The sequence below is a fragment of the Aeromonas media genome, from assembly GCF_020423125.1.
GTDB classification, from domain to species: domain Bacteria; phylum Pseudomonadota; class Gammaproteobacteria; order Enterobacterales; family Aeromonadaceae; genus Aeromonas; species Aeromonas media.
Genome location: NZ_CP075564.1, coordinates 2,263,925 through 2,288,021 on the forward strand (window position 1 = coordinate 2,263,925; position 24,097 = coordinate 2,288,021).

Here is a 24,097-nt window from a genome sequence, read left to right on the forward strand (position 1 = left end):
CGGCGGCAATGCCTAGTCAGACGCCACAATGCAAGAGAGGAAAAAAACAAAGGGCGCTATTGCGCCCCCAGTCCTTTCAGGACCATCTGCCGCCCCTCCGGCGTCAGTGAGCTCATAATGCTGAGCACCAGTTGGTTTGTCGTCTTTGCAGACGGGCTCAGGGTATGAGCAAACGACAGACAGGCCACCCAGGAATGGCCACACTCTGCGTCAGTACACTGGCAATAGAGATCAGAGACATCATCGCTCAGTCGATTGGTCTTGGTTATGCGGCCACGCTGGCCACACACTTTGCAATAAACCCGCATCACGCCCCCCATTCTCATATAATCAGCGCACTATTTTGCCACATCAGACACTGTTTGTTTATACAGCAGTGCCGACAGTTTCCCGAAAATCGACCCAAAGGGATCGAGGGAGTCCAGCCCCATTGATGGAATCCCGCAGCAGCTCACACAGCGGCAGCACCTCATTGCGGGCGTAGGTGGCATCGTACTTCTCGGGATCCCCCAGGCCTCCCCCGCCATTGGTTGGGATGATGCCGGCCAGCGCTGCCGGAAAGCGGTGGCTAGTCAGTACATCCTGGGCGGTGATCCCCTTGATGGCCGCAAACTCATCCTTGGTTGCTATATCCCCCACCGGGATCAGCTTGATGCCATCGGGCTTGCCTTCCGGGATATTGACGAACATGGAGCGGAAGTTACCCACCCCCTTACTGTTGGCGATCATCTCCTTCATCTCTTTTTCAGTGTCATCGTCCATGTTCGGGTCGGTGGCGTAGAAGATGAACCCCATGTGGGCGCCATTGAGGAAGTATTTGCGGCGGAACAGGGTGGCGTCCTGGTTGAGCAAGGCCGACTGCAGGCCCCCTAGGTAATCCGGCATGCCATAGACTTGCTGCTCCGGGTCGTACTGGGCCAGCCAGATCACATCCTCAGGCCGGTAAATCAGGTTCGGCTTGCCCAGCTGCAGGTAAACAAAGCAGCCATCCTCGCGCCGGCGCAGATAGACGCTCGAGAGCGGGTGCAGCCCTACCACTTGGCCGAAGGCATTGCGCAGCTTGAGCAGGCCCGCATCCCCGAACTGCAGGTAGTTATGAGCAAAGGCGGTGACGGTGCTGCGCTGATTGGTAAAGCGGCCCGCCACCATATTGCGCCGCGCCATTAGAATCGCCCCGTGGTGTGCATTGGCCCGCGCCACCTTGGCCAGCCCCTTGCGGTCGATGGGCGGCTGGTAATACTCGCCATAGGGGTTGTAGAACACCCCGGTGTAATCGGTCATCCATGCCGTGGGGTCGATGGCCTCCGGCATGCTGAACGCTACCGTTCCGCTCTTGGTTGGAGTGGCCACCTCGGCCGGTTGCTGCTGTTGTTTGGTCATGCTGCCTTCTTAACTTCGCTGGTTGTCCAGGTGGATTTACGTTTGCGGTTGGTATCGAGCGGCTCATTGGCCACGGCGTGGGCGATGGCAAAAAACACGTCCGCGTGTCCGGTCACATTGTCTCGGGCAGCCCTGAACGTCATCTGGCCGCCGCCGGTGGTGCTGCGCTTGATGGCAAGGAACGCCAGCGGGATATCTCTGTCTGAGCTGTCCCACTCGATGCGGTTGGCCTCCACCACGTCGATCATCTTGAGCACCAGCCGCGACTTGCTCTCGATGCTGTAGTTGATGGGGTGACACACCCCTTTGAACACGGGCTTCAACAGGTCAAACACCCCGGCGCCGATGCCAGACACATCGACCCCGAGATACGTGACCCGAAACTTCTTGGCTATGCGCTCTATCTCCTGGGCCTGGTACTGGAAGTTGAGGCCCCGCCAGTAGTGCTTTTCCAGCACCCGGAACCGCTCGCCGGCGACCGTGGGCGGAGCCACCACCACCAGAGTGGCGTTGTCGCGGGTGCGGCTCGGGTCGTAGCCCAGCCACACCTCACGCCGGCCAAACGGGTCGGGACGCCCGGGCTTGTAGTCCTCCCACCGGGTCGGATCCACCCCCGCCCGCTCCATGTCCTGGAACTTGAACACCGACAGGGCATCGTCGATAAAGCGGCACAGATAGAGGCGCTCGAACACCTCTTCGGGGTACTCGTCCTTGAGCTCATCGATGTCGATGAGGTTGCAGCCGAGGCGTATGGCATCCTCAATGGTGATGACATAGCGCCACTGCCGATCTGGACAGATGCGGCCCCCGTCGCGCAACTCATCTTCACCCGGGAAGTCGATAGCCTGCCGACTTGGGCGGGTACCCTTCCAGCGATCCCCGGTCCAGAATCGGTACGCTTCGTGCACCTTGCTCGATGGCGTGGAGAAGTAGGTTTTACGCCAGTGGCTCTGGGTGGCCATGGCACTGGAGACATCGGAGAGCCGCTCGAAGTTGGGGATCCAGAAATACTCATCGATGTAGACGTTGCCCGAGCGGGACTGGGCGCTGTTGGAGTTGGTGGAGCAAAAGATAAGCTCGGCCCCGTTCGACAAGACGATGGGGTTGCCGGTCAGAGTGACGCCGAGGAATGTCTGGGCAATCTTGCAGATATAGGAGCGAAACACCTCCGCCTGGGCGCGGGTGGCAGACAGGAATATCTGATTGCCACCGTTCAGAATGGCATCTTCCAGCGCTTCACCGGCGAAGTAGTAGGTCATGCCGATCTGGCGTGACTTCAAAATGTTACGGGTTCGCGGTAGCGCCGGGTCGTTCTTCGCCTCACGGCAGCGCAGCTGGTAGCCAAACAAGGTACCCAGCCACTCGGCAAAATCATCAGCTGTCAGGTGGCCGACCTCGTTCTTGGCCTTCTTGCCGCCCTTGCCCTTGCTGCTGCCGTTATCCTGGCCCCCCCTGCCACGGCGCGGCCGTTCGGCTGCTGGTTCATCGCCACTTTTGCGGCGGGTGGTGAGTGCCTGCTGCCGTTCGGCCCACTTAAGCGCTTTCTCTTTGAGGCTGACATGGTGGCCGACCAGCCGGTCGATCTCGTCCATCTCGGCGCTGGTTTTCTTCTCACGACACAACAAGGAGTGCAGGCGGCGGGCAATAGCATCCTCCACCGCTTCATCGGTAAGCAGATCCCGCCAGCCGAGCTTTTCGGCCCAGTAGTAGACGATGCGGCAGGAGTTCAGCCCCAGTTCGTCCTTGATCTCCTGGGGGGTCCATCGCTTAAGGTAGAGTCCCCGCGCAGCATTGCGGATCTCTTCGGGATACGCCACGGCGCCTCCATCGATATGAATGATGGCGCCATCATAGCCAGCCCACTATCCCCACTTATCCCACTGATGTTCTGAGCAATTCGGATATCCCGCTGGATCCGAATCCCCCCGAACACAACCGGATGAATACCCCTTCCCGACCCGATAGCCTGAGCCCGTATCAATTGGGAGCAGGCATGAACACATCAACCTTGAGAACTGGCTGGGTCTGTATCGCCACCGAAGGGACAACCGTCGATGGTCGGGAGATTACTGCCGCTTGGCTGACTGACATGGCCGAGACCTACGATCCGGAGTACTACACCGCACTGATTTGGCCTGAACATGAGCGCTGGTCGAACTTCGGTTATGTGCAAGAGCTCAAGACCGAAGCAGTAGACGGCAAGCTCAAGCTGTTCGCGATCCTGAGCCCGACCCGTGATCTGGTTTATTACAACCAGGTTGGCCAATACCGATTCTGCTCCATCGAGCCACTCGAGCAATTCGCCGATCTAGGCCGCACCTATCTACGCGGGCTGGGCGTCACAGATGAACCCGCCAGCACCGGCACAACTCACCTCAAGTTCAAGAACAAGAACGGCGAGTCACGCCTGATAGGTACCAGCGAGCCGCTGGATCTCTCCACCTTCAAACTGCCCAAGCACGAAAAGGCCGATGGCCTGATCACCAAGTTTTTCAGCTTCTTGGCCAGCCACGGTGAACCTGACCCCAAACCTACCCCCAGCCATCCCGAGGATGAGGAAATGACCAAAGAACAGTTCGACCAGTTGCTGGGGGCCGTCAGCGGCCTTGGCACCAAGATCGACGGCTTCAGCGCCAAGCAGGAAGCCAAACCGGACACCACCAAACCTGATGCCGAGCTGACCACCGAAGGCGACAAGACCAACGGCACTGACGACCAGTTCAACAAGCTGAACGAGACCATCACCGGTCTGGCAGCCACCGTCGGCGAGCTGAAAGGCCAGATCGACAAGTTCTCCGCTGAAGTGGATGGCCAGCGCCCGAGTCCACTGGGCGGTGACGACACCACCTATAAAATTTGCTAAGGAGCATTCAGTGAGCCAAACCCTGACCGTTCAGGCCGAACAGCGCCTGAGCAAGTACTGCGATGCTCTGGCCAAGGCCTACGGCATCGACATTACCAAGCTGCCCAAACAATTCAGTGTCACTGGTCCGGTAGAAACGACCTTGCGCTCTGCTCTGCTCGCCTCCGTCGAGTTCCTGGGCATGATTACCTGTCTGGACGTAGACCAGATTACTGGGCAAGTGGTGCAAGTGGGCGTGGGCCAGCTCTACACCGGCCGCAAGAAAGGCGGTCGCTTCAAGGGTGAAGTGGGTGTAGATGGAAATAACTACGTTCTGAAAGAAACCGACTCCTGCGCCTCCCTGTCATGGGCCACTCTCTGCACCTGGGCGAACGCAGGCAGCGAGGGCGAGTTCATCCGTTTGGTTGGCGAGTTCGTCAACACGGCATTCGCCCTCGATATGATGCGAGTCGGCTGGAACGGCGTAGAAGCCGCCGAAACCACCGATCCGACCGAGAACCCGCTGGGTGAAGACGTCAACAAGGGTTGGCATCAGATTGCCCGCGAGTGGAAAGGGGGCAGCCAGATCATCAAGGCTGAGGCTGGCAAGAAGATCTACTTCGACCCCGATGGCAAGGGCGATTACAAAACCTTGGATGAGATGGCCTCAGATCTTATCAACAGCACCATCGATCCCCTGTTCCGCCAGGACCCTCGCTTGGTTGTGCTGGTCGGTACCGACCTAGTCTCCGCTTCCCAAGCCAAGCTCTACAGCGAAGCCACCAAGCCGAGCGAGCAGATCGCCGCTCAGCAGCTGGAGAAGACCATCGCCGGTCGCAAGTCCTACATCCCTCCCTTCTTCCCTGGCAAGCGGATGGTGGTCACTACCCTGGACAACCTGCACTGCTACACCCAGCGCGGTACCCGCAAGCGCAAGGCCGATGATAACCAGGACAGCAAGAGCTTCGATAACCAGTACTGGCGCATGGAAGGCTACGCCCTGGGCGAACACAAGGCCTATGGCGGCTTTGAAGAGGCCGACATCGTCATCGGTGCCAAGCCAGAAGAAGTCGGCGGTTAATTCATGAGCTCACCCGGTCAACGTCACAAGCAGCGCGTTCAAGCCATGCAAGGGGCCGAGCAGGCCGCCTGCTCTGGCATGGCCACCGGTGCAGTGGCAGACAGCCTGCACCTGCAACTGGTTGCCCTGGAACAGGACATTGTCCGCTTGCGCAAACTGGCTCGCATAGGTGACCGGGTGAACATGAAACGCGATGAGCTGATGCCCAAATACCGCCCCTATGTGGAGCGCTATCTGGCCGCCGTCAGTGAGTCTGGCCAGCCCTATCAGAACGAGCTGTTTCAGCGCCTCATCATCTGGGCCTTTGATGTGGGTGATTTCGATGCAGGCATTGCCTGGGCGGAGCTCGCCATTGCCCAGGGACAGCGCACCCCGAATAACATCAAGCGCGACTGGGCCCACTTCGTGGCCGACACCGTGCTGGAATGGGCCGAGAAGCAGTCCGCTGAGGGTCATGCCGTCGAGCCCTGGTTCTCCCGGGTGTTCGACAAGGTGCGCAATGACTGGCGCCTCAACGAACGGTTGACCGCCAAGTGGTTCAAGGCGGCTGGTTGCCTGCTGCTACGTGACCACGACGGCCAGCCCCGCCCGAGCGCAGTGGGTGACAGCACCACCCTGGAGCAAGCCGATCACTGGCTGGCCCAGGCCGACAAGCTGCACGGCAAGGTGGGCGTCGGTACCTTGCGCCAAAAGATTGCCATGCGCCTGCGAGCGCTGAATCCGGAGCAATAAGACTCTCCGCGCCACCGCACCCCGGCGGGGAGGATAGGCCAGCCGCAAGGCTCGCGCCGAATCCTGTGATCCGTGGCTACAGGGGTGCACCTTTTCTCGCCGCGCCATCGGCGACCCGAGCAACCGGGGCAGTGGTGTTCACATTGGCAAGCATCAACAGGGGTCCAGACATGTTTGCAGGCAAGGACATCGACTACAGCACCGCCACTATCCGCAATGACGGGTTCTGGCCGGATGTGGCCGTCGCCGATTTTGAGAGCCGCCGCGCCCTGCCTGCCGATCTGGATACCCAGACCACCGGCGCAGCCCTGCTCGCCGCCGTCTCTGAAATCAACCTGCAGCTGGCGAGCCATCAGGCCACGCTGCTGGGCAAGGGCTACTCCACCGCCGCCGAGGTACCCGGGCCCAGCCTGGAAGGCGGCACCAATGCCCTGACCGAGCAGTACCTGGCCGCCGTCTTTGCCCGTGCCAAGTCCGCGCTGCTACCCGAGTTCGCCAGCGTCACCGAGCGGGCGACCGCCAACAACCAGGTAGAGCGTTCGCCAGACCAACGCGCCCAACTGCTGGCAGAGAGTCAGCAGCTGGTACGCAGCATCAAGGGCAAGCGCCGTGCCGGGGTCTCGCTGATATGAGTAACGACATGAACGAGCAACAGGCCCAGGGCTACTTCCTGCAGGCGCTCCACGCCGAGCTGTTGCGGGTGTTGCCGGCCAAGTGCCACAAGACGCTCGATAGCTGGATGGAGAACGGCACCATCCGGCTGGAGCCAAAGAACATGGGCCCCACCGGGGTGGATGTGGCCTGGCTCACCTATCAGGCGGTGTTCACCATCGAGCAGTTGCCGTTTCGCGAACTGGATCCTGCCATCGTGCTCGCGTCAGTGGCCGCCTGGGTGCAGGAGCATGACGAATTCCGCGAGCGGTTCGAGCTGGACGACCCCGAGTACGCCGTTACCCCGAACGATGAAAGGACGGCGGACCTTGAGATCCAGCTCCCCTTTACCGAGCCGCTGCGCCTGGTTGAACACGAGCAGGGCCCCATCAACTGGGATGGCAAACGCTGGAACGTGGCCCCCTATGACATCTGGGTGGCCGACCATATCGACCTGAACGTGGGTGATACCGGCCATCACCAGATCGGTGACCCGTCATGATCAGCATCACGCTGGATACCCGTCGTGGCAAAGACCAGCTCAACCTGCTGGCCCTGCCGCCCAAGAAGCGCAAGCGCCTGGTATGGCGAGCAGCGAATGAGATGAAGAAGCTGGCCGCCCGTAACGTGCGCCAGCAACAAGACCCCAACGGCCAGCCGTGGGCGCCGCGCAAGCGGGGCAAACGCAAGATGTTGCGTGGCCTGCCCAAGCTGTTGCTGATCCGCGAGCCCCGCCAGGACGTGGCTGAACTGGGCTTCACCAAGGGCACCATGAGCGCCCACGCCGGGGTGATCGCCAATACCCACCAGAAGGGGCACACCTACAAGGTGACGGCAATCAGCCGGCGCCGCATTGCCCCCAGCTATGGCGGCAAGAACAAGCAGGCCAGCAAGGCACAAGCCCGCAAGTTGCGGGAATTGGGGTTCAAGCGCCCGGGCAAACGCAAGCGGGCATACCGCTCGGCCTCGCTGGGCTGGATAACGGGCAACCTCAACTACGCCCAGGCGGGGTTGCTTATCAAAAAGCTCAAGGATGAACCGGTCAAAGAGAGCTGGGAGATCCAGCTGCCAGCCCGCCCGTTCCTGGGCGCCAACACCAAGCAACGCGAACAAGCCTTTGCTCGTGCGCTGCAGAGCATCAACTACGGCTGGGACGTCAACAAGCAAGGCATGAAGGGGAAATAACGCCATGTGGCCTTATGTACAGATCAACAACTTGAACCAGATGCAGGGGCCAGTGACGGAAGTCGAGCGTCACCTGCTGTTCATCGGCAGTGCGCCGACCAACACCAACAAGCTGCTCTCGCTCAATACCCAGTCTGACTTTGACACGCTGCTGGGCGAGGCTGACAGCGAACTGAAAACCAACCTGCTGGCCGCCCGCGACAACGCCGGCCAGAACTGGACGGCCGCCGCCTTCGTGCTGCCGACCGACATGGATTGGAAGGATGCCGTTCGCACCGCCCAGAAAACCCAGTCATTCGAGGCAGTCGTGGTGCTGGGGCAGGAGTGGGACGCGACCAAAATCAACGCCGCCCACACCCTCAATCAGGAGCTGATCGCCAAGTGGGGTCGCTGGCAAGCCATGCTGCTGGCGGTGCCGGGCATTGTCTCCACCGCCGAGGGTGGTCAGGACTGGAGCGAATACGAAGCAGAACTGGCCGCCCTGCAGAATGGCATCGCGGCGGAATCGGTCTCCCTGATCCCGCAGCTGTGGCCAAACCTCATCGGGGCTTACGCCGGTCGCCTGTGCAACCGGGCAGTGAGCATCGCTGATAGCCCTTGCCGGGTGAAAACCGGCGCCGTGGTCGACCTTGGGGCTACCCCCAAGGACAAGGACGGCACCGAACTGCCGCTGGCCACCCTGCAGACCCTGGAACAAAGCCGCTACTCGGTGCCGATGTGGTACCCGGACTATGACGGTATCTACTGGGCAGATGGCCGCACCTTGGACGCCGAGGGCGGCGACTACCAGGTGATCGAAAACCTGCGTGTGGCCTACAAGGTCGCCCGCCGGATGCGCCTGCGCGCCATCGCCCGTATCGGTGACCGCTCGTTCAACTCCACCCCAGGCAGCACCGCCGCCGCCGTCATGTTCTTCGGCAAGGACCTGCGTCAGATGGCAAGCGCCACCACCATCAATGGCCAGCCGTTCCCGGGCGACATCGCCTCCCCCAAGGATGGCGACATCACCATCAAATGGACCGCCAAGAACCTGGTCTCCATCTATGTGGTGGTGCGCACCGTGGATTGTCCCAAGGGGATCACCGTCAACATCATGCTCGATTTGAGCCTCAACAACGGGGAGGGCTAACCCATGACCCGCCGTATTTCAGGCCAGTCCTTCGACACCACCCTGATGGGCACCATGGTGCACATCGAGAAGGCCAGCCTCTCCATCACCGACAACAGCGCCGTGGCGCAAACCCGTGGCATCCCTGATGGCTATGTCGATGGGGATGTGGCTGCAGAGCTGGAGTTCGAGCTCGACGCCAAAAACTTCAAGCTGCTGTGTGAAAGCGCCAAGAGCCAGGGCAGCTGGCGCGGTATGAAGCCGGACGATGTGCTGTTCTACGCCGACACCGGCGACGAGACCATGAAGGTGGAAGCCTTCGGCGTGAAACTGACGATCTCTGACCTGCTCGATGTCGATCCCAAGGGCGGCAGCAAGGGGGTGCACAAAATCAAGGGGTTCGTCACCTCCCCCGACTTCGTGCACATCAACGGCATGCCGTACCTGTCGGATGACGACACCCGTCACCTCAAGGGCTAACGGATGGATCTGATCGACCGCGCCAGCCGCACCGCCGCCCGCATGCTGGCGGTCCAGTTGGCTAATCAGGTGGGCAAAGGCCGCTACCAGGGGGAAAGCCGGCACCAATGTGAAGAGTGTGACGACCCCATCCCGGAAGAACGCCGCCGCCACATACCCGGGGTGCGCCTGTGCGCCCCCTGTCAGACCCGCCTTGAGCAGCTGGGTCGCTAACCAAAGCAACGGACATGAACGCCATGCCTCATAAAGACCCCTTCATCAGTGCCCTGCTGCTGGCCTGGTTGATGGACAACATGCCCACTGTCTATGGCACCGCCCTGGCCGTGTTAACCGCCTGGCTGCGCATCACCTATGGCGGCGGCAGTGGCCGCCGCCGGCTCCTGGAATCCGTCCTGTGTGGTGCGATCACCTTGGCATTTATCAGTGCCTTTGGCTGGTTCGGGATCCCGGGGGAAGCGGCCGGCTTTGTCGGTGGCATGGTCGGCCTTATCGGTGTGGAGACCATTCGCGGCATTGCCGAGCGCTGGCTCAACACCAAATTACCAAAGGAGTGAACAGACGTGATGACTGATCAAATGCAGATCCACAAAATCAACGAGCGCCTCAAGCTGGTCAACGCCGACTCGCTGGCCTACCTCACCACACTGCCGTCCCACAGCCTGGATCTGGTGGCCGTGGACCCCCCTTATTACCGGGTCAAAGATCTGGACTGGGACAACCAATGGCCCAACGTCGAGGCCTATCTGGATTGGCTGGAAGCGTGCGTGGTGGAGTTTTCCCGCATCCTCAAGCCCAACGGCTCGCTCTATCTGTTTTGCAGCCCCAGCCTCAATGCCGACATCGAGCTGCTGGTGCGCAAGCACTTCAACGTGCTGAGCCACATCGTCTGGGCCAAGCCCTCTGGCGTGTGGAACCGGGCGGACAAGTCGGCCTTGCGCAACTTCTGGCCCGCCAGTGAACGCATCATCTTTGCCGAGCAGTTGGGGGCCCACGGCACCGCGCAGGCCAGTGGGTATCGCCAAGCCTGTCAGTCCTTGCGTGGCCAGGTGATGCAGCCGCTGATCGACTACTTCCAGCAAGCCAAGACCGCCTGCGGCATTTCCAACAAAGAGATCGACCAGGCCCTGGGCTGCCAAATGGCGGGCCACTGGTTTGGTCGCAGCCAGTGGAGCCTGCCAAGCGAAGCGCAATATGCCCGCCTGCAAGCCCTGTTTGCCCGCAAAGCCCGCGCCCTGTGCCGGCCCCATCATGAGCTCAAAGAAACCTATCAGGGGCTGCATCGCACCTATCAGACCCTGGTCGCCAGTTATGACCAGCTCAAGGCCGAGTATGAGCAGCTGCGCCGCCCGTTCAGCGTCAGCAAAGAGGTGCCCTTTACCGATGTGTGGACCTACCCCTCGGTGCAGGCCTACCCGGGCAAACACCCGTGTGAAAAACCCGCCGCCATGATGGAGCACATCGTGCGCACCAGCAGCCGGCCGGGTGACGTGGTGGGGGATTTCTTTATGGGCTCTGGCGCTACCGGAAAAGCCGCCTGGCGATTGGGCCGCCGCTTTATCGGGGTGGAGCTGGAAGCCCCTCGGTTTACCCAGACCTGCCAGGAATTTCAGACCCTCGTCAATCAGGAGGATACACACCATGCCGCGCAGTAACTGCCACCCGCAAGTGGCCGCCTTTCTCGACCTGCTCGCCTTTTCCGAGGGCACCAAGGGCCGGGGCGATGACGGATACGACAAGCTGGTCAATCCGGCTGGGTTCTTCACCGACTACCGCACCCACCCGAACGTGCTGGTGCAGGTTAACAAGACCCTGAGCAGCACCGCCGCCGGTCGCTATCAGCACCTGTCGAAACACTGGCCCCACTACCGTGACCAGCTCGGCCTGCCGGACTTTGGCCCGGAGTCACAAGATGCCTGGGCAATCCAGCTTATCCGCGAGCGCAAAGCGCTGGCCGATGTGGTCGATGGTCGTATCCCCCAGGCGATCACCAAGTGCGCCAATATCTGGGCCAGCCTGCCGGGCGCCGGCTACGGCCAGCGTGAACATCGGCTTGCCGACCTGCTGGCCAAGTTCACCGAGTTCGGCGGGGTACTGGCATGAGCACGCTCATCCGGTTCCTGCCGACCATCATCGGCTTTGTGCTTGGCACCATTCTGTTTACTCAAGGCGAACGGCTCACGCAGCGCACCAAGGAGCTGGCCAACGCCAACGACACCATCAACATCCTGCAGGCAGTCAACACCCAGCAAGCGACCGCCTTCCAGGAACTGCTGATGCAGGCAAAGGGTCTGCGCTTACTGCTCAACGACCAGAACGCGGCCTTGGTCGAGCTCGACAACCAGAACAGGAAAACCGCCGATGAACTGCAACACGCCTTGGCCACTCCACCGGCAGGCCGCCCGGATTGCGCTCGTGAGCCTCTGCCTGCTGGCGCTTTGCGCCTGCTCCAGCAAGCCCACCACAGTGGTGCACACCCAGGTGGTGAAGCGACTGCCGCCGCCGGGGCTGGTGCCTCACTGCCCAGAACCTGAATTCACGGGGAGCACCTACGGCGACGCCGTGCGGTTTATCCCCACCCTGCAGACGGCCATGCGCCGCTGCCAGACCCAACTCAACACCCTGAACAACTGGATAACCCAAGAGGAAACCACCCCATGAGCAAGAAGATCACCCTGACCATCGCCGGCACCGACATCAGCTTTGAACCGACCATGACCGCCTACAACGGCTTCATCAACGACATGATGCCCAACGACAAGGTGGCGCCAGCTCACAACTACCTCAAGAAGATCGTCTGCACCGAGAGCAAAGAGGCGCTCGATGACCTGCTCAAGCGTCCCAGTGCCGCGCTGCAGCTGGCGGGCGCGATCAACAAAGAGTTCGCCCCTGATCTGGAAATCACCGTAAAAAACTGACCGCGCGTGCCGAGGCTATCGAGCGCAACCAGCTCGAGCAGGTACTGGCACTGAGGCGCCACTACTTGCCACATGAGGATGACGACCTCGACAGCCTGGCTCGCGCCATCTGGTTAGACAAACACAACCAAGAGTCCAACGCCGCCGCCGTGGCCGAGGGCATTGCCAAAGCACTGAACGGATAACGACTGATGGCCTGGATGGAAAAATTGATGATGCAAGTGGCCTTGGTGGATCAGGTCACCAAGCCCCTGCAGGGCATCAACAGCCAGATCGACAAGGTCAGCAAGGCCGGTCGTCAGGGCTGGAGCAACATGGCCATGGGTGCAACTACCTTGGCCGCCGGCGGCATGGCCATCCAGTCAGCCCTTGGCCCTGCCATCGAGATGGACAGGGCGCTCGGAGAAGTCGCCTCCCTCGATGTGCAAAAGGATGTGCTCGGTGCACTGGGGCGCGAGGCGCTCGCGCTCTCGGTCAAGTATGGCGAGTCAGCCACAGAGATAGTCCGCTCCTCCTACGATATCCAGTCTGCGATCGCCGGGCTGGAGGGGAACGAGCTCCCCGCCTTTACCCGCGCATCGACCACCCTGGCCAAGGCCACCAAGGCCGACACCGCCACCATCACCAACTACATGGGCACCATGTACGGCATCTTCGAGCAGCAGGCCAAGATGATGGGCAAGGCCAACTGGGTGGAAGATTTGGCAGGCAAAACCGCCACTGCAGTTCAGATGTTCAAGACCACCGGCCAGGGCATGGCTGATGCTTTCGGGGCGATTGGTGCCAACGCCACCGCCGCCGGCATCTCGATGGATGAGCAGTTCGCCGTACTCGGTCAACTGCAAGCCACCATGAGCGGCGGTGAGGCCGGTACCAAGTTCAAGTCGTTCTTGGCTGGTGTCGGTGGCGCTCAGAAGGCGCTCGGCATGCAGTTCACCGACTCGGCAGGCAACATGCTGCCGGTGCTGACCGTGCTGGACAAACTCAAGTTGCGCTATGGCGAGACCCTGAGCGTGGCCGAGGGGGACGAGCTCAAGAAGGCGTTCGGTTCGGATGAAGCGGTGGCCATGATCAAGCTGCTGATGACCAACACCAAGGCCCTCTCCACCAACATCAACGCGCTGGCCAACACCCACGGCATGGGCAAGGCCGAACAGATGGCTGCCTCCATGACAGACCAGTGGCAGCGAGTGGAACAAGGCTGGTTCGCCATCCGTGCCGCCGCATTTGGCGTGGTGCTGCCCGCCATCAATGCCGTGGTCGGCGCCTTTGCTGATGGCGCCAATGATGTGCTGCGCTGGACTCACCTCTTTCCGAACCTGACCAAGGTGGTGAGCTACGCCATGCTCGCCATCGTGGGCCTGAGTATGGTCACTGGCGCCTGGATGTTGATAGCCGGGATCGCCAAGTTGGCCACCCTGGGGCTGGGCATCGCCTGGACCGTCATCATGGCCCCGCTCAACCTGCTCAAAGCAGGGATGGCATCGTTCCGGGCCATCATGCTGGCCGTCAATATTGCCATGTATGCCAACCCTATCGGCCTGATCATTGCCGGGATAGTGCTGCTGATCGGTGCTGTCGCAGCGGTCATCTACTACTGGGATGACCTGAAAAAAACCTTCTCCGATTGGGGCGTGTTCCAGTTGCTCGGCAAGTCCATCGACTGGCTGATCGACAAGCTCAACATGATCCCGGGCGTCAATATCGAGGGAGGCTCCATGCCTGACCTCAACCTGCCAAACCCCGAGAACATCAATGCCCCGCTCGCCCGCTATCGCCAGGGCGGCCAGAGCAGCATCCCATCCGGTGGCATTGGCCAGCAGCTGATCCAGGCCAATGCGGCCGCGACGACCGCCAACCAGAAGCCGACCAAGGCCATTCACATCGGCGAGGTGCACATGACCAGCCAGAACCCGATGACGCCGGAGCAGATGGCCGAGAACGCTTGGTTGGAGACGCCGTAATGAGCGATCCCAAGTACATCGACATCCTGGTCATAGACGGTGCATGGCAGCTCGATGCCGGCGGCCAGCCGCGCATGACGCAAGACCGCCACAGCATCGGCCAGGACATCAAGCACCGCATCATGGAGTCCGGGCTGGCCCGCAAGCTCATCGGCGAGCGCAGCCCTACCCTGCGCGCCGACGTGATGACCGAGATAGAGCTGCTGGTCGAGAACGACGAGCGCCTGATCCCGGGCACCATCGTTATCAGCGAAGAGGCACCAGACCGGATCCTGGTCACCGCCCGCACCTATGAATTTGGCGATCTGGAGGTAACCCTGTGAACCTGCGCCCAACTGTGGATTTTGTGGCCCTGCTGGCGAAAAGCGGGGTACCGACAACCGAGCAGACCATGGAGGTCGAGCTCAAGAAGGAGGTGGAGGCCGCAGGCTCCCTCATCACCAACGACAGCGACGTGTCACCTTTCTGGCGTCTGGTGCGCGGCGTGGTCATCACCCCGGCGCTGTGGCTGATCCGCACCCTGCTGGCGGGCCATGTGCTGCCAGCCAGCTTTGCCGCCACCGCCAATGATGCCTATCTCGACCTCAAGGCGTGGGATGTGGATCTCACCCGCAAGGCCGCCCAGAAGACCCGGGGCCTGGTCAACTTCATTAAGGTCAACCCGAGCGAGGCCGTTACCATCCCGGCCGATGTCTGGGTCACCACCGAGCGTATCAACGGCACCATCTACCGCCTGAAACCGCTGCAAGAGATGGTGAGCCCCGCCGGTGAAGCCGTGGCTAAAGTAGTCTGTGAGGCGGAGTTCGCCGGCGGCGCCTGGAATCTGGCCCCGGGCTATTACAACCTGCTGAGCAAACCGGTGACCGGCATCCTGTCAGCTCGCAACGCTGATCGGGATTGGATCACCACCCAGGGCGCCGATGCCGAGAGCAATGACGCCCTTGGCCTGCGCATTCAGAACCAGTTCTCGGCGGTGGGTCGCTATCACATCGACGCCATCTATCGATCCATGCTAGCCAGCGTGGCGGGGATCCGCGCCGATCACATCTTCTTCGAGCACGACGCACCGCGGGGCCCGGGTACCGCCAATGCCTTCATCCTGCTGGAAGTGGGTACCACCCCCGCCAGCTTGATCGAAAAGCTCAATGACTACGTGAACAACCAGGGCAACCACGGCCACGGCGATGACCTGCAGGTGATGGCCATGCCAGAAACCGAGCACTCGCTGCACCTGGAGCTGTGGCCAGCCGAGAACATGACCGCCGAACAGCGGCTGACTCTCAAACGTGAGGTAGAGCTGATGGTGAAGGCTGCCTTTCGCCAGTCAGCTGACTATCCGTCAGTGACCCGGGCGTGGCCGCAGTCTCGCTTTTCCCTGAGCCAGCTTGGCCGCGAGCTTCATCAGGCATTCACCGAGATAAAGAGCCTGCACTTCACCGAGCTGGATATCGTCTCTGGCCTCGCCATCCCGCGCCTGAGTGCGCTGGAGGTGTTCCTCCATGACTAAGACCACCGAGCTCAACCACCAGGACAAGGCCCCGCAGCTGCCAGACAGCACGGCCCCCTGGTGGGAAGACGGCAAGACCATCGCCGAGGGGGTGCAAGAGCCAGCATTCCTGGCCAAGGGCATCATGGCGTTCTGGCGCCGCCTGCGCGGCTGGCTGCTGCAACCGCTGACCCAGCAAGACCCGATGACCTGCTCGGAGGCCATGCTGGTGCTGATCGCCTGGGAGCGGGACATCACCCGCTTCAAGGGGGAGCCGCTTGACCTGTTCCGCAAGCGGGTGAAGTACGCCTTCATCAACGCCCAGGACTCGGGAGAAGTGGCCGGTTTCAAGCGCATCTTTGAACGTCTGGGCATCGGTTGGTGTGAGCTTCATGAACGCCAGGAAGCCACTCCCTGGGACGTCATCACCATCGAGGTGGCCGACAGCGCCTTGGCCGCCAATCAGCAACTGATGGAGACCCTGATCCAGCACTACGGCCGCACCTGCCGCCGTTACCGCTTCCAGGTGATCTATCCCGCCGTGGGCTACCTGCATGCTGGCCGCATTGACATGGGGCACCAGGTATTTGCCGCAACCCTCAATAAACCCGCCTGCAAGGGGTACTTGCGCGCCGGTCAAATCCATTTCATTCAACACGTTTACGGGGCGTCTCTCCCCCGCAAGGAGTCCTGATGAGCCAGGTCATTACCAACGCATTCGAATACTATTGGCAGTCCAGCCTGGCCGCAGAACAACCGGTTGTGCTGGATGAGTTTATCCTGGCAGATATCCCGAATCTGGATATCACCTCCCCCATCGACCCGGACACCGGCCTGCCGCCGGAAAGCCAGATCGTCCATCGCCAGAACGTAGACCAGCGCGGCCGCATCAATAAAAACGCCGTGGCCTACACCATCGTGATGGATACCACCATCGGTGACTTCTCGTTCAACGCCATGTACCTGCGCAACAAGGCGAACGGCGTGATCGGGATGATTGTCTACAAGGGGCGCGAGACCAAGCTCAAGACCGACCAGACCACCGGCCAGACCGGTAACTCCCTGGTCAAGTCCATGCTGATGGGTTACGACCAGGCCGCAGAGGCCACCCTCACCCATGTGGATGCCGGCACTTGGCAGATTGACTATGCCGCCCGCCTGCGCGGGCAGGATGAAGACCTGCGTCAGCTGGCCAGTCAGCTCTATGGCCATCACACCTTCATCGGCGATGGTTTCAAGGTCGTGCAACAGGATGGCGCTCACCACGTCACCCCGGGCGTGGCCATCGTCGGCGGCCTGCGCATCGAGCTGAAACAGCCACAGGTCATTTACCCGGGTACCAAGCCGATCGGCGTCTGGGTAGATGTGCACCGGTCAGGTTCGCTGCTCTCTGAGCATCAGAACCACTTCACCATCATCACCAGCGTGGCGGACTTGACCGACCATGTGGACGAAAGCGGCTATCCGCACTACGTGGCCAAGCTGGCGATAATTGGTAACGATGGCAACGTAGAAGACTCGCGAGGATTTAGCGATTCCATCAAACAGCAATGCAGCAGCATCAGCAAATTGAGGGGGATCGAGCCAAGCAGGCAAGGCCAACATATTGAAGTGGAAAGCTACTACGATAACTGGGCTGTTATCGTGGATGGCGCCCCTAAATTCGGAGGTAAATTCTGGTTCGATAAGAATGACACCTCATCGGAAGACGATGGATTCAAAGTCATCGTGACCAAGAAAGGGGCGCGCTGGAAGCGTGTGAAAGGTGAATATTCCATCGGGCATGCTGGCGCGATTGAGGACATCAACGTTGACAGCACCAACAATGTTCAAGCTGCCATAAAAGGAACCAAGCCTGGGGCCGAACTCGGATTTTATGGTGGACCATATCGTTTTGAAGAGGTAGTGGCGGAAAAACCGATCGTGCTGGTTGGTGACGCCGATCTTCTCTTTAAAAAGATACGGATTAAAACCTCTGACTTTACCAGCCGACTATCTGGAAAAATCAAAGCAATAAGATACGAGGAACAGGCACGAGCGTTCCAATGTGCAGCATATGAAGATGGTGTCAATTATAAAAATATAAAAATCCTATTCCCCAACTTTGAAGGATTCTTCTACAGTACCGACCTTAGAGGAAAAGCATATGCAGCTAGCAATAATGACCCAACCAATCGGGTGCTTAAAAATACTTTGATTATGGGTGGCACATCCGAAGCACCATATGGACTTCGTGCTGGCCATTTTCAACATACGGGTGTGACAAATGCGAAGTGTATAGGTTGTTCGACTTATGGCGGCATAAATGCCACTTCATATAATTTCATCAATGGCAATGGTTATATCATTGTTCAAGGGTGTTATGACCATGACAATCTATACGGCTCGCTGGAGATTGAGAATAACAGCGTCTCCTACGCTACCGTCTCTGGAAATACCTTTGGCAGCCAACTTTGGATTGACGACACATCTAACGTTTCTGTGACAGCTAACGTAGTATCAGATCGAATTCTTATTACCGCACAAACGGATGATACCAATAACATCGTATTGTCAGGGAACTCATGCGCCAGGATATCCATTACCAAGTTTGGCAAAGACCCAACTGGACGACACAAGAGTGTGCATGTGGTTGGTAATACAACCTATGGTGGCAACGGTCAGCACGACTTGTTCGCAGATGATTCTGTAGATGGCCTCACTGTCGAAGTGAACAAGTTCAATGGTGAGAATGTCAGCTCAGTGGCGGTAGTTCGTAGCGCTAATTGCGATCTGCTGATACGAAACAACAAAGGTAAGCGACCGCTGGTCATCTCGGGGGAAGGTGGCCGCGTGGTTGAGTATGGCAACGATGGCATGAAAACTTATGGTGATTCGGATAGTAGACACCTATCAAATCTGATGATCCCAAACAAAAATTTCCTTGATTTGCCAGGGCAATACCTCTACGGCACAAAATACACGGGCAGCATTGCGCCCAGTGGCAGTGCTGAATTGGCTCTAGATATTCCAGACAGCGGTGACTTGGCGTTTCGGTCTGCATCATTCTGGGTAATGATCCGTGATGCAGAAAGCAATAACGTATCTAGTTTCAGGCAGGATGCCTTATATAAAGTAGTAGGGAACTCAATTGGTCTTAACTTTGGCCAACCATACTCGACCATGGGTGTGGATGCAGATTCAATTGTGCTATCAAATGCGAGTTCATCATCACAAAGTATAAGCGTCGCAGTGAAAAGCAAGGCTTTGACTAAAGGTTTACAGGTAACAGTGGTTCCTTGTGTATCTAGTAAATTTGGCCTGGAGGATTGAGATGCGTCATTACAACCTTAATCGCCTTGATTTTATAACTTGCTTCTTGCAGATGAAAACAACGTCTTTAGGGGGTTGGTGTGCATTGGGTATTACTCAATAAATGGGGTGATACGTAATGACTACGGAATATATAAATGGCGTATTAAGTGGCTCACTTACAAGGCAGGCAATAATCAAAAACCAGTGCATCGTGGTCACACCTTTTAATGTAGGGGCCAGCACAGGAGGAAAATTGTCTGCCGTCAATGCAGTCAATTTACTGGCTGCCAAGCTGCAGGATGGGGCCGATCCACACTTTCCTGCTGGTCAGCTCCATGCTGTGGCTTGGATGGTCACCGCGATCAGCGAGCCGGAACTGGCCACCAAGCTGGCGCAGGTATGCGCCATCCTGCCGCTGCCGGAGTGGTGCGCCACACTGCGCCGCCTGAGTGGCAACAACGACATCATGGCCCAGCCAACGGCGGCCATGGTACCGCGCTGGAAAGCCGACGAGCCGCTGACATGGGATCCGCTGCGCCGCCGCTTGGTGCTGACGGCAGCCAGCGATGCCTTGCAGGAGAGCGAGGGGAGCTCGCCATCCCCTGCGGCCACCCGCGCCAAGCTAGCCGTGCTGGCCGCCAAGCGCGCAGCCAGGATTGCCGAACTGGATGAGGAACTGGCCAACAAGCCAAGTCTTGCCGGAATGCTGTGGAGCTGGCACGGCTATGGCGAGCCGGCCAGCCTCGCCGCGCAGCTGCTCGACAGTGAGCACCCTGACCACAGTCACAGCATGACCGTTGGCGCCCTGCTGCTCTCCCCCTCCCCCCTCACCTTCTGGCAGGAGTTAACCCAATGAGTAGAACCGCCATGCTCACCCTGGACGGTGAGCCTATTGTGATGAAGTCGATGCGGATCACCGCATCGATGCAGTTCCAGGACAAAGACAATAGCGGCCAAACCAGCAGCACCAGCAGCTCGGAGCAGGGTGAGAAGGCCAAGGAGCTCGATGTGTCAGGGCTGGTACCGTTCAAGGATGACCAGACCCTGAGCCGCCTGTTTGAGTTGGCTGATGCAAAAGGGGACGGCGGCAAGCGCCATATCTACCGGGTCGGGTCACTGCTCGCCAAGTCAGTGAAGGTGCGCCAGGCCAAATTTGCCGGACGCATCACCGCCAGCGAGCAAGAAGGCCTTTTGGCATGGCAGGTGCAGTTCACCCTGCGCGAGCATAACTCGGTACCGGAGAAGCGCGAGCAGCGCCTCCCCAAGGCTGCTGCCACTGTGGGGCAAGGCACCGTCAATGCCACGCCGGCGAAAACAGACAGCAGCGCAGCAGCGTCTGAGCAGGAGCAGCTCAGTTCCTGGGAAAAAGTGATGAAGGGGCTGGATGACAAGCTGGGAGACGTAATGGCGTGAAACTATCGACCAATCTGACCTTAGGGGGTAAACCGGCCCACCTGGTTGACCATGATATCGTGCTCGACCTCTCTGCCGGTGGCCGTGCCTCCCTGACCATCGACGGGACTGCCACCAAGGGGCTGACCCTGACTCTGGATACCGGCTACAACGGTGAACTGCGCCGCTGGTTCACCGGTTATGTCTATGACGTACAACCCGCCGCCAACGGTGCCAGCAAGCTGCTATGCCGTGAGCTGGCCGGGATCCTGGGCAGCAAGTTCCCTGTCAGTATCCAGCATGCCACCCTGCGTAGCCTGCTGGCCTGGCTGACAGACCAGACCCAACTCACCTTCTTGCTGCCAGACGGGGCAGACTACACCGACACCCCGATCCCCAACTTCACCAGCGCCGGCACCGGCTATCAGCTGCTCGATAATGCGGGCCGCGCCTTCGCGGTACCGGACTTCATCTGGCATCAACAACCGGATGGCGCCATCTTCGTGGGCAGTCATGCCCATAGCCGCTGGGCAGATAAGGCGGTGGAGCTGGACTCGGCCTTCTCGGCCCGCCAAGCGGGCAACACCATCACCCTGGCCCCGATCCCGGCCATGCGCCCGGGGGCCATCGTCAATGGCAAGCGGGTGGAGCGGGTACGGCTCAAGGGTGACGAAATGACCTTGACCACGGCCACACCAGGTAAACCGGTGAAGTCGCCAGAGCGGCGCAAGATGGAGGGGGAGTTCCCCGAGCTGGCCGACAAGATGCACCTGCCCAAGTTCGGCAGGGTTGAGGCCATCAGCGACCAGGCCACCGCCGGTCAGCTCAATGACCCGTTTCGTCCTCGCTATGCGGTAGATGTCCAGCTGTTCAATGAGGATGGCGAGCCAGATGAAGGGACACCGCTCTATCGAGCTGTACCGCTGCCGGTCATGTTCGGCGGACCTGAGCAGGGGCTGATGCAGTTCCCCATCGAGGGAACCATGGTCGAGCTGGGGTTTGCCTTTGGTCGAGCAGACCGGCCGTTCATTCGCACCATCCTGGGCACTGGCTGGCCTCTGCCGGATATCGCCCCGGGCGAGCAGCTACAGCAGCAACGGGCCGAGGTTTTCAGCCGTACCGATACCGTGGGCAACCAGTCACGCCATACTGACCGCCGCCAGCACGACAAGGCCATGCAGATGATCCGCGAGGCGGATGAGTACCTAGGCGAGTTCGGTCAGCACCGGATGAGCGTCTTGGCCAATAGCGTGGAAGAGATCGGGGGCATGAAGCGCATCGAGGCGCTCGGGGATATCGAGCTGCTGTCCGCCGAAGACATGATCCTGGGCTGCGCCGGTAACATGAGCCAGACAGCGGGCGGCAACCTAGATGAAGATATAGCCCTGGTTCGCCGGGCGCTGGCCGGCAAACTGCAGCACTTCGCGTCGCCCAAGTCGTGGATGGGTAGCGATGGGGTGAACATCTTCCGCCTGCTCAACCAGCTGATGAACGTGGTGCAGCAACTGGCCGCCACCGCCGCCAGCCATAACCACGGCGGCCCACCGCCAACCAATGCCGAGACATTCATCGGCCAGAGCGAGCAGGCCGGGCAACTGGCTGGCACCCTAGCCCCCATCATCGAGTAACCATCTACCGACTGAGCTACTGACTAACGAAGAAGGTCCCACATTGTGGGGCCTTCTTCTATCTGCCTGACAGCGCCTAAGCATGGCCAGGGAATGGCGCCGCATGAGAGGCAGCCATCGGGCAGCGCTGCATCATACGTGAAGCCTGAGCACGCTCACAGCCTCCCAGCACATGGTGGCGACGCCCACCGCCGCGTCTGCGCCACGGAAACCGCGCTCTTCCGCTCCCGCCTGCGCGCCGCACCAATAAAATTTTTTGCAAAAGTGGATTACCGCAAAACCATAGGCCCAGGCCGCGCCAGATAAAGGATCTCGGACGAGGTGAGGATCTGAAAGGATCGAAAGAAATTGCAGGGTTTTACAGTTCGGCGGGGCTCTGGATAACGAAGGTGAAAACATAACTCGTTGAATATATTGGGATGGTCGTACTTTCCGTGGGGATTTGAATGATCGGGAAGGATCTGCCTGGTTGCTTGGGGCTGGCTGGAAGGCGTTTAGTTTCAGCTGGTTAGGTGTGATAAGGGCTGATCTGATAACTGAAATTTTGAAAGGGCGCTGCAGCCTGGGTGCGCTGGCTGGCCTACCTCACGGAAAACGGGAATAGGTGAGATGTGTCCGGCCATATTGATGTGGCCATATTGTCAGAGCTGTGGACATATGGTGGACACGTAAACCATGAAATTCTTTTAAATCATTAACTTACAGATACAAAAAAGGAGGCCTGAGCCTCCTTTTATCTTTCATAACAGAACCGGATTAAACCAGAGCTGCTTTGGCCTTTTCAACCAGGGCGGTGAAAGCCAGCTTGTCGTGAACGGCGATATCGGACAGGATCTTGCGATCGATCTCGATAGAAGCCTTCTTCAGACCGTCGATCAGACGGCTGTAGGACAGACCGTTCTGACGGGCTGCAGCGTTGATACGCGCAATCCACAGCTGACGGAACTGACGCTTCTTCTGGCGACGGTCACGGTAGGCATACTGACCAGCTTTGGTTACCGCTTGTACCGCTACGCGGTAGACACGGGAACGGGCGCCGTAGTAACCCTTGGCGGCTTTCATTACTTTCTTGTGACGAGCGCGAGCAGTCACACCACGTTTAACTCTTGGCATTTTTCACATCCCCCTTATGCGTACGGCAGACAAGCGACAACACGTTTGTGGTCGGCAGCAGAAACCATGAACTTCGGCCCCAGCTTACGCTTACGCTTACTGCTCTTCTTGGTCAGGATGTGACGCAGGTGGTTGTGCTTGCACTTGAAGCGACCTGAGCCAGTCTTCTTGAAGCGCTTTGCAGCACCCCGGTTGGTTTTCATCTTCGGCATTTCATACTCCGCATTGTGAGTGACAACAAAATCGCAAGGCGAACCGACTCATGGGGCGAGCCCATGAGTCAATTTCTTGTGGGCCTTAAGATTTCTTCTTGGGTGCGAGGACCATCACAGCTTGACGGCCTTCGACTTTCGGGAACGACTCGACTACGGCCAACTCTTCCAGATCGTTCTTGACTCGCTCCAGAACCTTGATACCAAGATCCTGGTGGGCCATTTCACGACCACGGAAGCGCAGGGTGACCTTCGCCTTGTCCCCGTCTTCCAGAAAGCGAACCAGGTTGCGTAGTTTTACCTGATAGTCGCCTTCGTCAGTGCCAGGACGGAATTTGATTTCCTTTACCTGGACGACTTTCTGCTTTTTCTTCTGTTCTTTGGTGGTCTTGCTCTTTTCGTAGAGGAATTTGCCGTAATCCATGATTCGGCAAACGGGCGGCTCAGCGTTAGGACTGATCTCGACCAGATCCACTCCGGCTTCAAGGGCCAAGTTCAGGGCATCCTGGATGGTGGTGATACCAATGGCCTCACCGTCCAAACCAGTCAGACGAACTTCTTTCAGACGGATCTCTTCATTGATCCGGTGAGCGCGGGCTTGCGGTTGCTTGCCCAGTTTTTTTCCGCCTTTTAT

The 24,097-nt window shown here is 59.3% G+C and carries 30 protein-coding genes; 24 read left to right on the forward strand and 6 right to left on the reverse strand.

Features of this window, described 5'->3' with window-relative positions:
• Window positions 1-56: 56 nt before the first annotated feature.
• From KI797_RS10380 to KI797_RS10390, 3 genes are read right to left on the reverse strand one after another with little or no spacing between them, the layout of a single operon-like run.
• Window positions 57-308 carry an ogr/Delta-like zinc finger family protein gene (locus KI797_RS10380; protein ID WP_226173074.1) on the reverse strand — a complete coding sequence of 84 codons (252 nt, stop codon included), beginning with the start codon at window positions 306-308 and terminating at the stop codon, window positions 57-59.
• 58 nt (window positions 309-366) lie between these two features.
• Window positions 367-1,380, reverse strand: coding sequence for a phage portal protein (locus KI797_RS10385; protein ID WP_226169248.1), 1,014 nt, complete (start codon window positions 1,378-1,380; stop codon window positions 367-369).
• Entirely contained in the window at window positions 1,377-3,197 is a 1,821-nt protein-coding gene (locus tag KI797_RS10390; protein WP_226169250.1) for a terminase large subunit domain-containing protein, read from the reverse strand. The genes KI797_RS10385 and KI797_RS10390 overlap by 4 nt, the downstream gene beginning before the upstream one ends.
• A gap of 176 nt (window positions 3,198-3,373) precedes the next feature.
• Here KI797_RS10390 and KI797_RS10395 point away from each other — a divergent pair, with 176 nt between their 5' ends.
• The 24 genes from KI797_RS10395 to KI797_RS10505 all read left to right on the forward strand — a co-directional run bounded on the left by KI797_RS10395 (window position 3,374) and on the right by KI797_RS10505 (window position 22,138).
• Window positions 3,374-4,243, forward strand: a complete 870-nt coding sequence (locus tag KI797_RS10395) for a GPO family capsid scaffolding protein (protein WP_226169252.1) — start codon at window positions 3,374-3,376, stop codon at window positions 4,241-4,243.
• A 10-nt stretch (window positions 4,244-4,253) separates the two neighbouring features.
• Entirely contained in the window at window positions 4,254-5,303 is a 1,050-nt protein-coding gene (locus KI797_RS10400; RefSeq protein ID WP_096117861.1) for a phage major capsid protein, P2 family, read from the forward strand.
• Window positions 5,304-5,306: 3 nt separating this feature from the next.
• Window positions 5,307-6,035 carry a phage terminase small subunit gene (locus KI797_RS10405; RefSeq protein WP_226169254.1) on the forward strand — a complete coding sequence of 243 codons (729 nt, stop codon included), beginning with the start codon at window positions 5,307-5,309 and terminating at the stop codon, window positions 6,033-6,035.
• A 170-nt stretch (window positions 6,036-6,205) separates the two neighbouring features.
• Window positions 6,206-6,667 carry a head completion/stabilization protein gene (locus tag KI797_RS10410; protein WP_226169256.1) on the forward strand — a complete coding sequence of 154 codons (462 nt, stop codon included), beginning with the start codon at window positions 6,206-6,208 and terminating at the stop codon, window positions 6,665-6,667.
• An 8-nt stretch (window positions 6,668-6,675) separates the two neighbouring features.
• Window positions 6,676-7,188 (forward strand): phage tail protein, encoded by a 513-nt coding sequence (locus KI797_RS10415; protein WP_226169258.1) that lies wholly within the window; start codon window positions 6,676-6,678, stop codon window positions 7,186-7,188.
• On the forward strand, window positions 7,185-7,871 hold the full coding sequence (locus KI797_RS10420; protein ID WP_226169260.1) for a phage virion morphogenesis protein: 687 nt from the start codon (window positions 7,185-7,187) through the stop codon (window positions 7,869-7,871). Before KI797_RS10415 ends, KI797_RS10420 begins: the two co-directional genes overlap by 4 nt.
• A gap of 4 nt (window positions 7,872-7,875) precedes the next feature.
• Complete coding sequence (locus tag KI797_RS10425) at window positions 7,876-9,000, forward strand: DUF2586 domain-containing protein (RefSeq protein WP_226169262.1); 1,125 nt, start codon at window positions 7,876-7,878, stop codon at window positions 8,998-9,000.
• Between the two features lie 3 nt (window positions 9,001-9,003).
• Window positions 9,004-9,459: a phage protein gene (locus KI797_RS10430; RefSeq protein WP_226169263.1), complete on the forward strand. Its 456-nt coding sequence runs from the start codon at window positions 9,004-9,006 to the stop codon at window positions 9,457-9,459.
• Window positions 9,460-9,462: 3 nt separating this feature from the next.
• Window positions 9,463-9,672: a TraR/DksA family transcriptional regulator gene (locus KI797_RS10435; RefSeq protein ID WP_226169266.1), complete on the forward strand. Its 210-nt coding sequence runs from the start codon at window positions 9,463-9,465 to the stop codon at window positions 9,670-9,672.
• A gap of 23 nt (window positions 9,673-9,695) precedes the next feature.
• Window positions 9,696-10,013, forward strand: a complete 318-nt coding sequence (locus KI797_RS10440) for a phage holin, lambda family (protein ID WP_226169268.1) — start codon at window positions 9,696-9,698, stop codon at window positions 10,011-10,013.
• Window positions 10,014-10,022: 9 nt separating this feature from the next.
• The gene (locus tag KI797_RS10445; RefSeq protein ID WP_226173075.1) at window positions 10,023-11,111 is read left to right on the forward strand and encodes a DNA-methyltransferase; all 1,089 of its coding nucleotides are present in this window, start codon (window positions 10,023-10,025) and stop codon (window positions 11,109-11,111) included.
• Window positions 11,098-11,559 carry a glycoside hydrolase family 24 protein gene (locus tag KI797_RS10450; RefSeq protein ID WP_226169270.1) on the forward strand — a complete coding sequence of 154 codons (462 nt, stop codon included), beginning with the start codon at window positions 11,098-11,100 and terminating at the stop codon, window positions 11,557-11,559. Before KI797_RS10445 ends, KI797_RS10450 begins: the two co-directional genes overlap by 14 nt.
• Complete coding sequence (locus tag KI797_RS10455; RefSeq protein WP_226169272.1) at window positions 11,556-11,990, forward strand: hypothetical protein; 435 nt, start codon at window positions 11,556-11,558, stop codon at window positions 11,988-11,990. The genes KI797_RS10450 and KI797_RS10455 overlap by 4 nt, the downstream gene beginning before the upstream one ends.
• Window positions 11,872-12,117, forward strand: coding sequence for an Rz1-like lysis system protein LysC (lysC, locus tag KI797_RS10460; protein WP_226169274.1), 246 nt, complete (start codon window positions 11,872-11,874; stop codon window positions 12,115-12,117). The genes KI797_RS10455 and lysC overlap by 119 nt, the downstream gene beginning before the upstream one ends.
• Window positions 12,114-12,374 (forward strand): putative phage tail assembly chaperone, encoded by a 261-nt coding sequence (locus KI797_RS10465; RefSeq protein WP_226169276.1) that lies wholly within the window; start codon window positions 12,114-12,116, stop codon window positions 12,372-12,374. The genes lysC and KI797_RS10465 overlap by 4 nt, the downstream gene beginning before the upstream one ends.
• 50 nt (window positions 12,375-12,424) lie before the next feature.
• On the forward strand, window positions 12,425-12,559 hold the full coding sequence (locus tag KI797_RS21160) for a DUF6890 family protein (RefSeq protein WP_404801082.1): 135 nt from the start codon (window positions 12,425-12,427) through the stop codon (window positions 12,557-12,559).
• 6 nt (window positions 12,560-12,565) lie between these two features.
• Entirely contained in the window at window positions 12,566-14,338 is a 1,773-nt protein-coding gene (locus KI797_RS10470) for a phage tail tape measure protein (protein WP_226169278.1), read from the forward strand.
• Window positions 14,338-14,661 carry a DUF2590 family protein gene (locus tag KI797_RS10475; protein WP_005892386.1) on the forward strand — a complete coding sequence of 108 codons (324 nt, stop codon included), beginning with the start codon at window positions 14,338-14,340 and terminating at the stop codon, window positions 14,659-14,661. Before KI797_RS10470 ends, KI797_RS10475 begins: the two co-directional genes overlap by 1 nt.
• Window positions 14,658-15,845, forward strand: a complete 1,188-nt coding sequence (locus KI797_RS10480) for a baseplate J/gp47 family protein (protein ID WP_226169280.1) — start codon at window positions 14,658-14,660, stop codon at window positions 15,843-15,845. Before KI797_RS10475 ends, KI797_RS10480 begins: the two co-directional genes overlap by 4 nt.
• A complete protein-coding gene (locus KI797_RS10485) occupies window positions 15,838-16,518 on the forward strand; it encodes a phage tail protein (RefSeq protein ID WP_201964396.1) in 681 nt (226 codons plus the stop codon). Before KI797_RS10480 ends, KI797_RS10485 begins: the two co-directional genes overlap by 8 nt.
• Window positions 16,518-19,136, forward strand: coding sequence for a phage tail-collar fiber domain-containing protein (locus KI797_RS10490; protein ID WP_226169282.1), 2,619 nt, complete (start codon window positions 16,518-16,520; stop codon window positions 19,134-19,136). Before KI797_RS10485 ends, KI797_RS10490 begins: the two co-directional genes overlap by 1 nt.
• A 235-nt stretch (window positions 19,137-19,371) precedes the next feature.
• Window positions 19,372-19,974, forward strand: coding sequence for a hypothetical protein (locus KI797_RS10495; protein WP_226169283.1), 603 nt, complete (start codon window positions 19,372-19,374; stop codon window positions 19,972-19,974).
• Window positions 19,971-20,531: a baseplate complex protein gene (locus KI797_RS10500; protein WP_226169285.1), complete on the forward strand. Its 561-nt coding sequence runs from the start codon at window positions 19,971-19,973 to the stop codon at window positions 20,529-20,531. The genes KI797_RS10495 and KI797_RS10500 overlap by 4 nt, the downstream gene beginning before the upstream one ends.
• On the forward strand, window positions 20,528-22,138 hold the full coding sequence (locus KI797_RS10505) for a hypothetical protein (protein ID WP_226169287.1): 1,611 nt from the start codon (window positions 20,528-20,530) through the stop codon (window positions 22,136-22,138). Before KI797_RS10500 ends, KI797_RS10505 begins: the two co-directional genes overlap by 4 nt.
• A gap of 756 nt (window positions 22,139-22,894) precedes the next feature.
• Here KI797_RS10505 and rplT read toward each other — a convergent pair.
• From rplT to infC, 3 genes are all read right to left on the reverse strand, one after another.
• Window positions 22,895-23,251 (reverse strand): 50S ribosomal protein L20, encoded by a 357-nt coding sequence (rplT, locus tag KI797_RS10510; protein WP_010674800.1) that lies wholly within the window; start codon window positions 23,249-23,251, stop codon window positions 22,895-22,897.
• Between the two features lie 14 nt (window positions 23,252-23,265).
• Window positions 23,266-23,463, reverse strand: coding sequence for a 50S ribosomal protein L35 (gene rpmI / locus KI797_RS10515; protein ID WP_005315535.1), 198 nt, complete (start codon window positions 23,461-23,463; stop codon window positions 23,266-23,268).
• An 85-nt stretch (window positions 23,464-23,548) separates the two neighbouring features.
• The gene (gene infC, locus KI797_RS10520; protein WP_041204270.1) at window positions 23,549-24,097 is read right to left on the reverse strand and encodes a translation initiation factor IF-3; all 549 of its coding nucleotides are present in this window, start codon (window positions 24,095-24,097) and stop codon (window positions 23,549-23,551) included.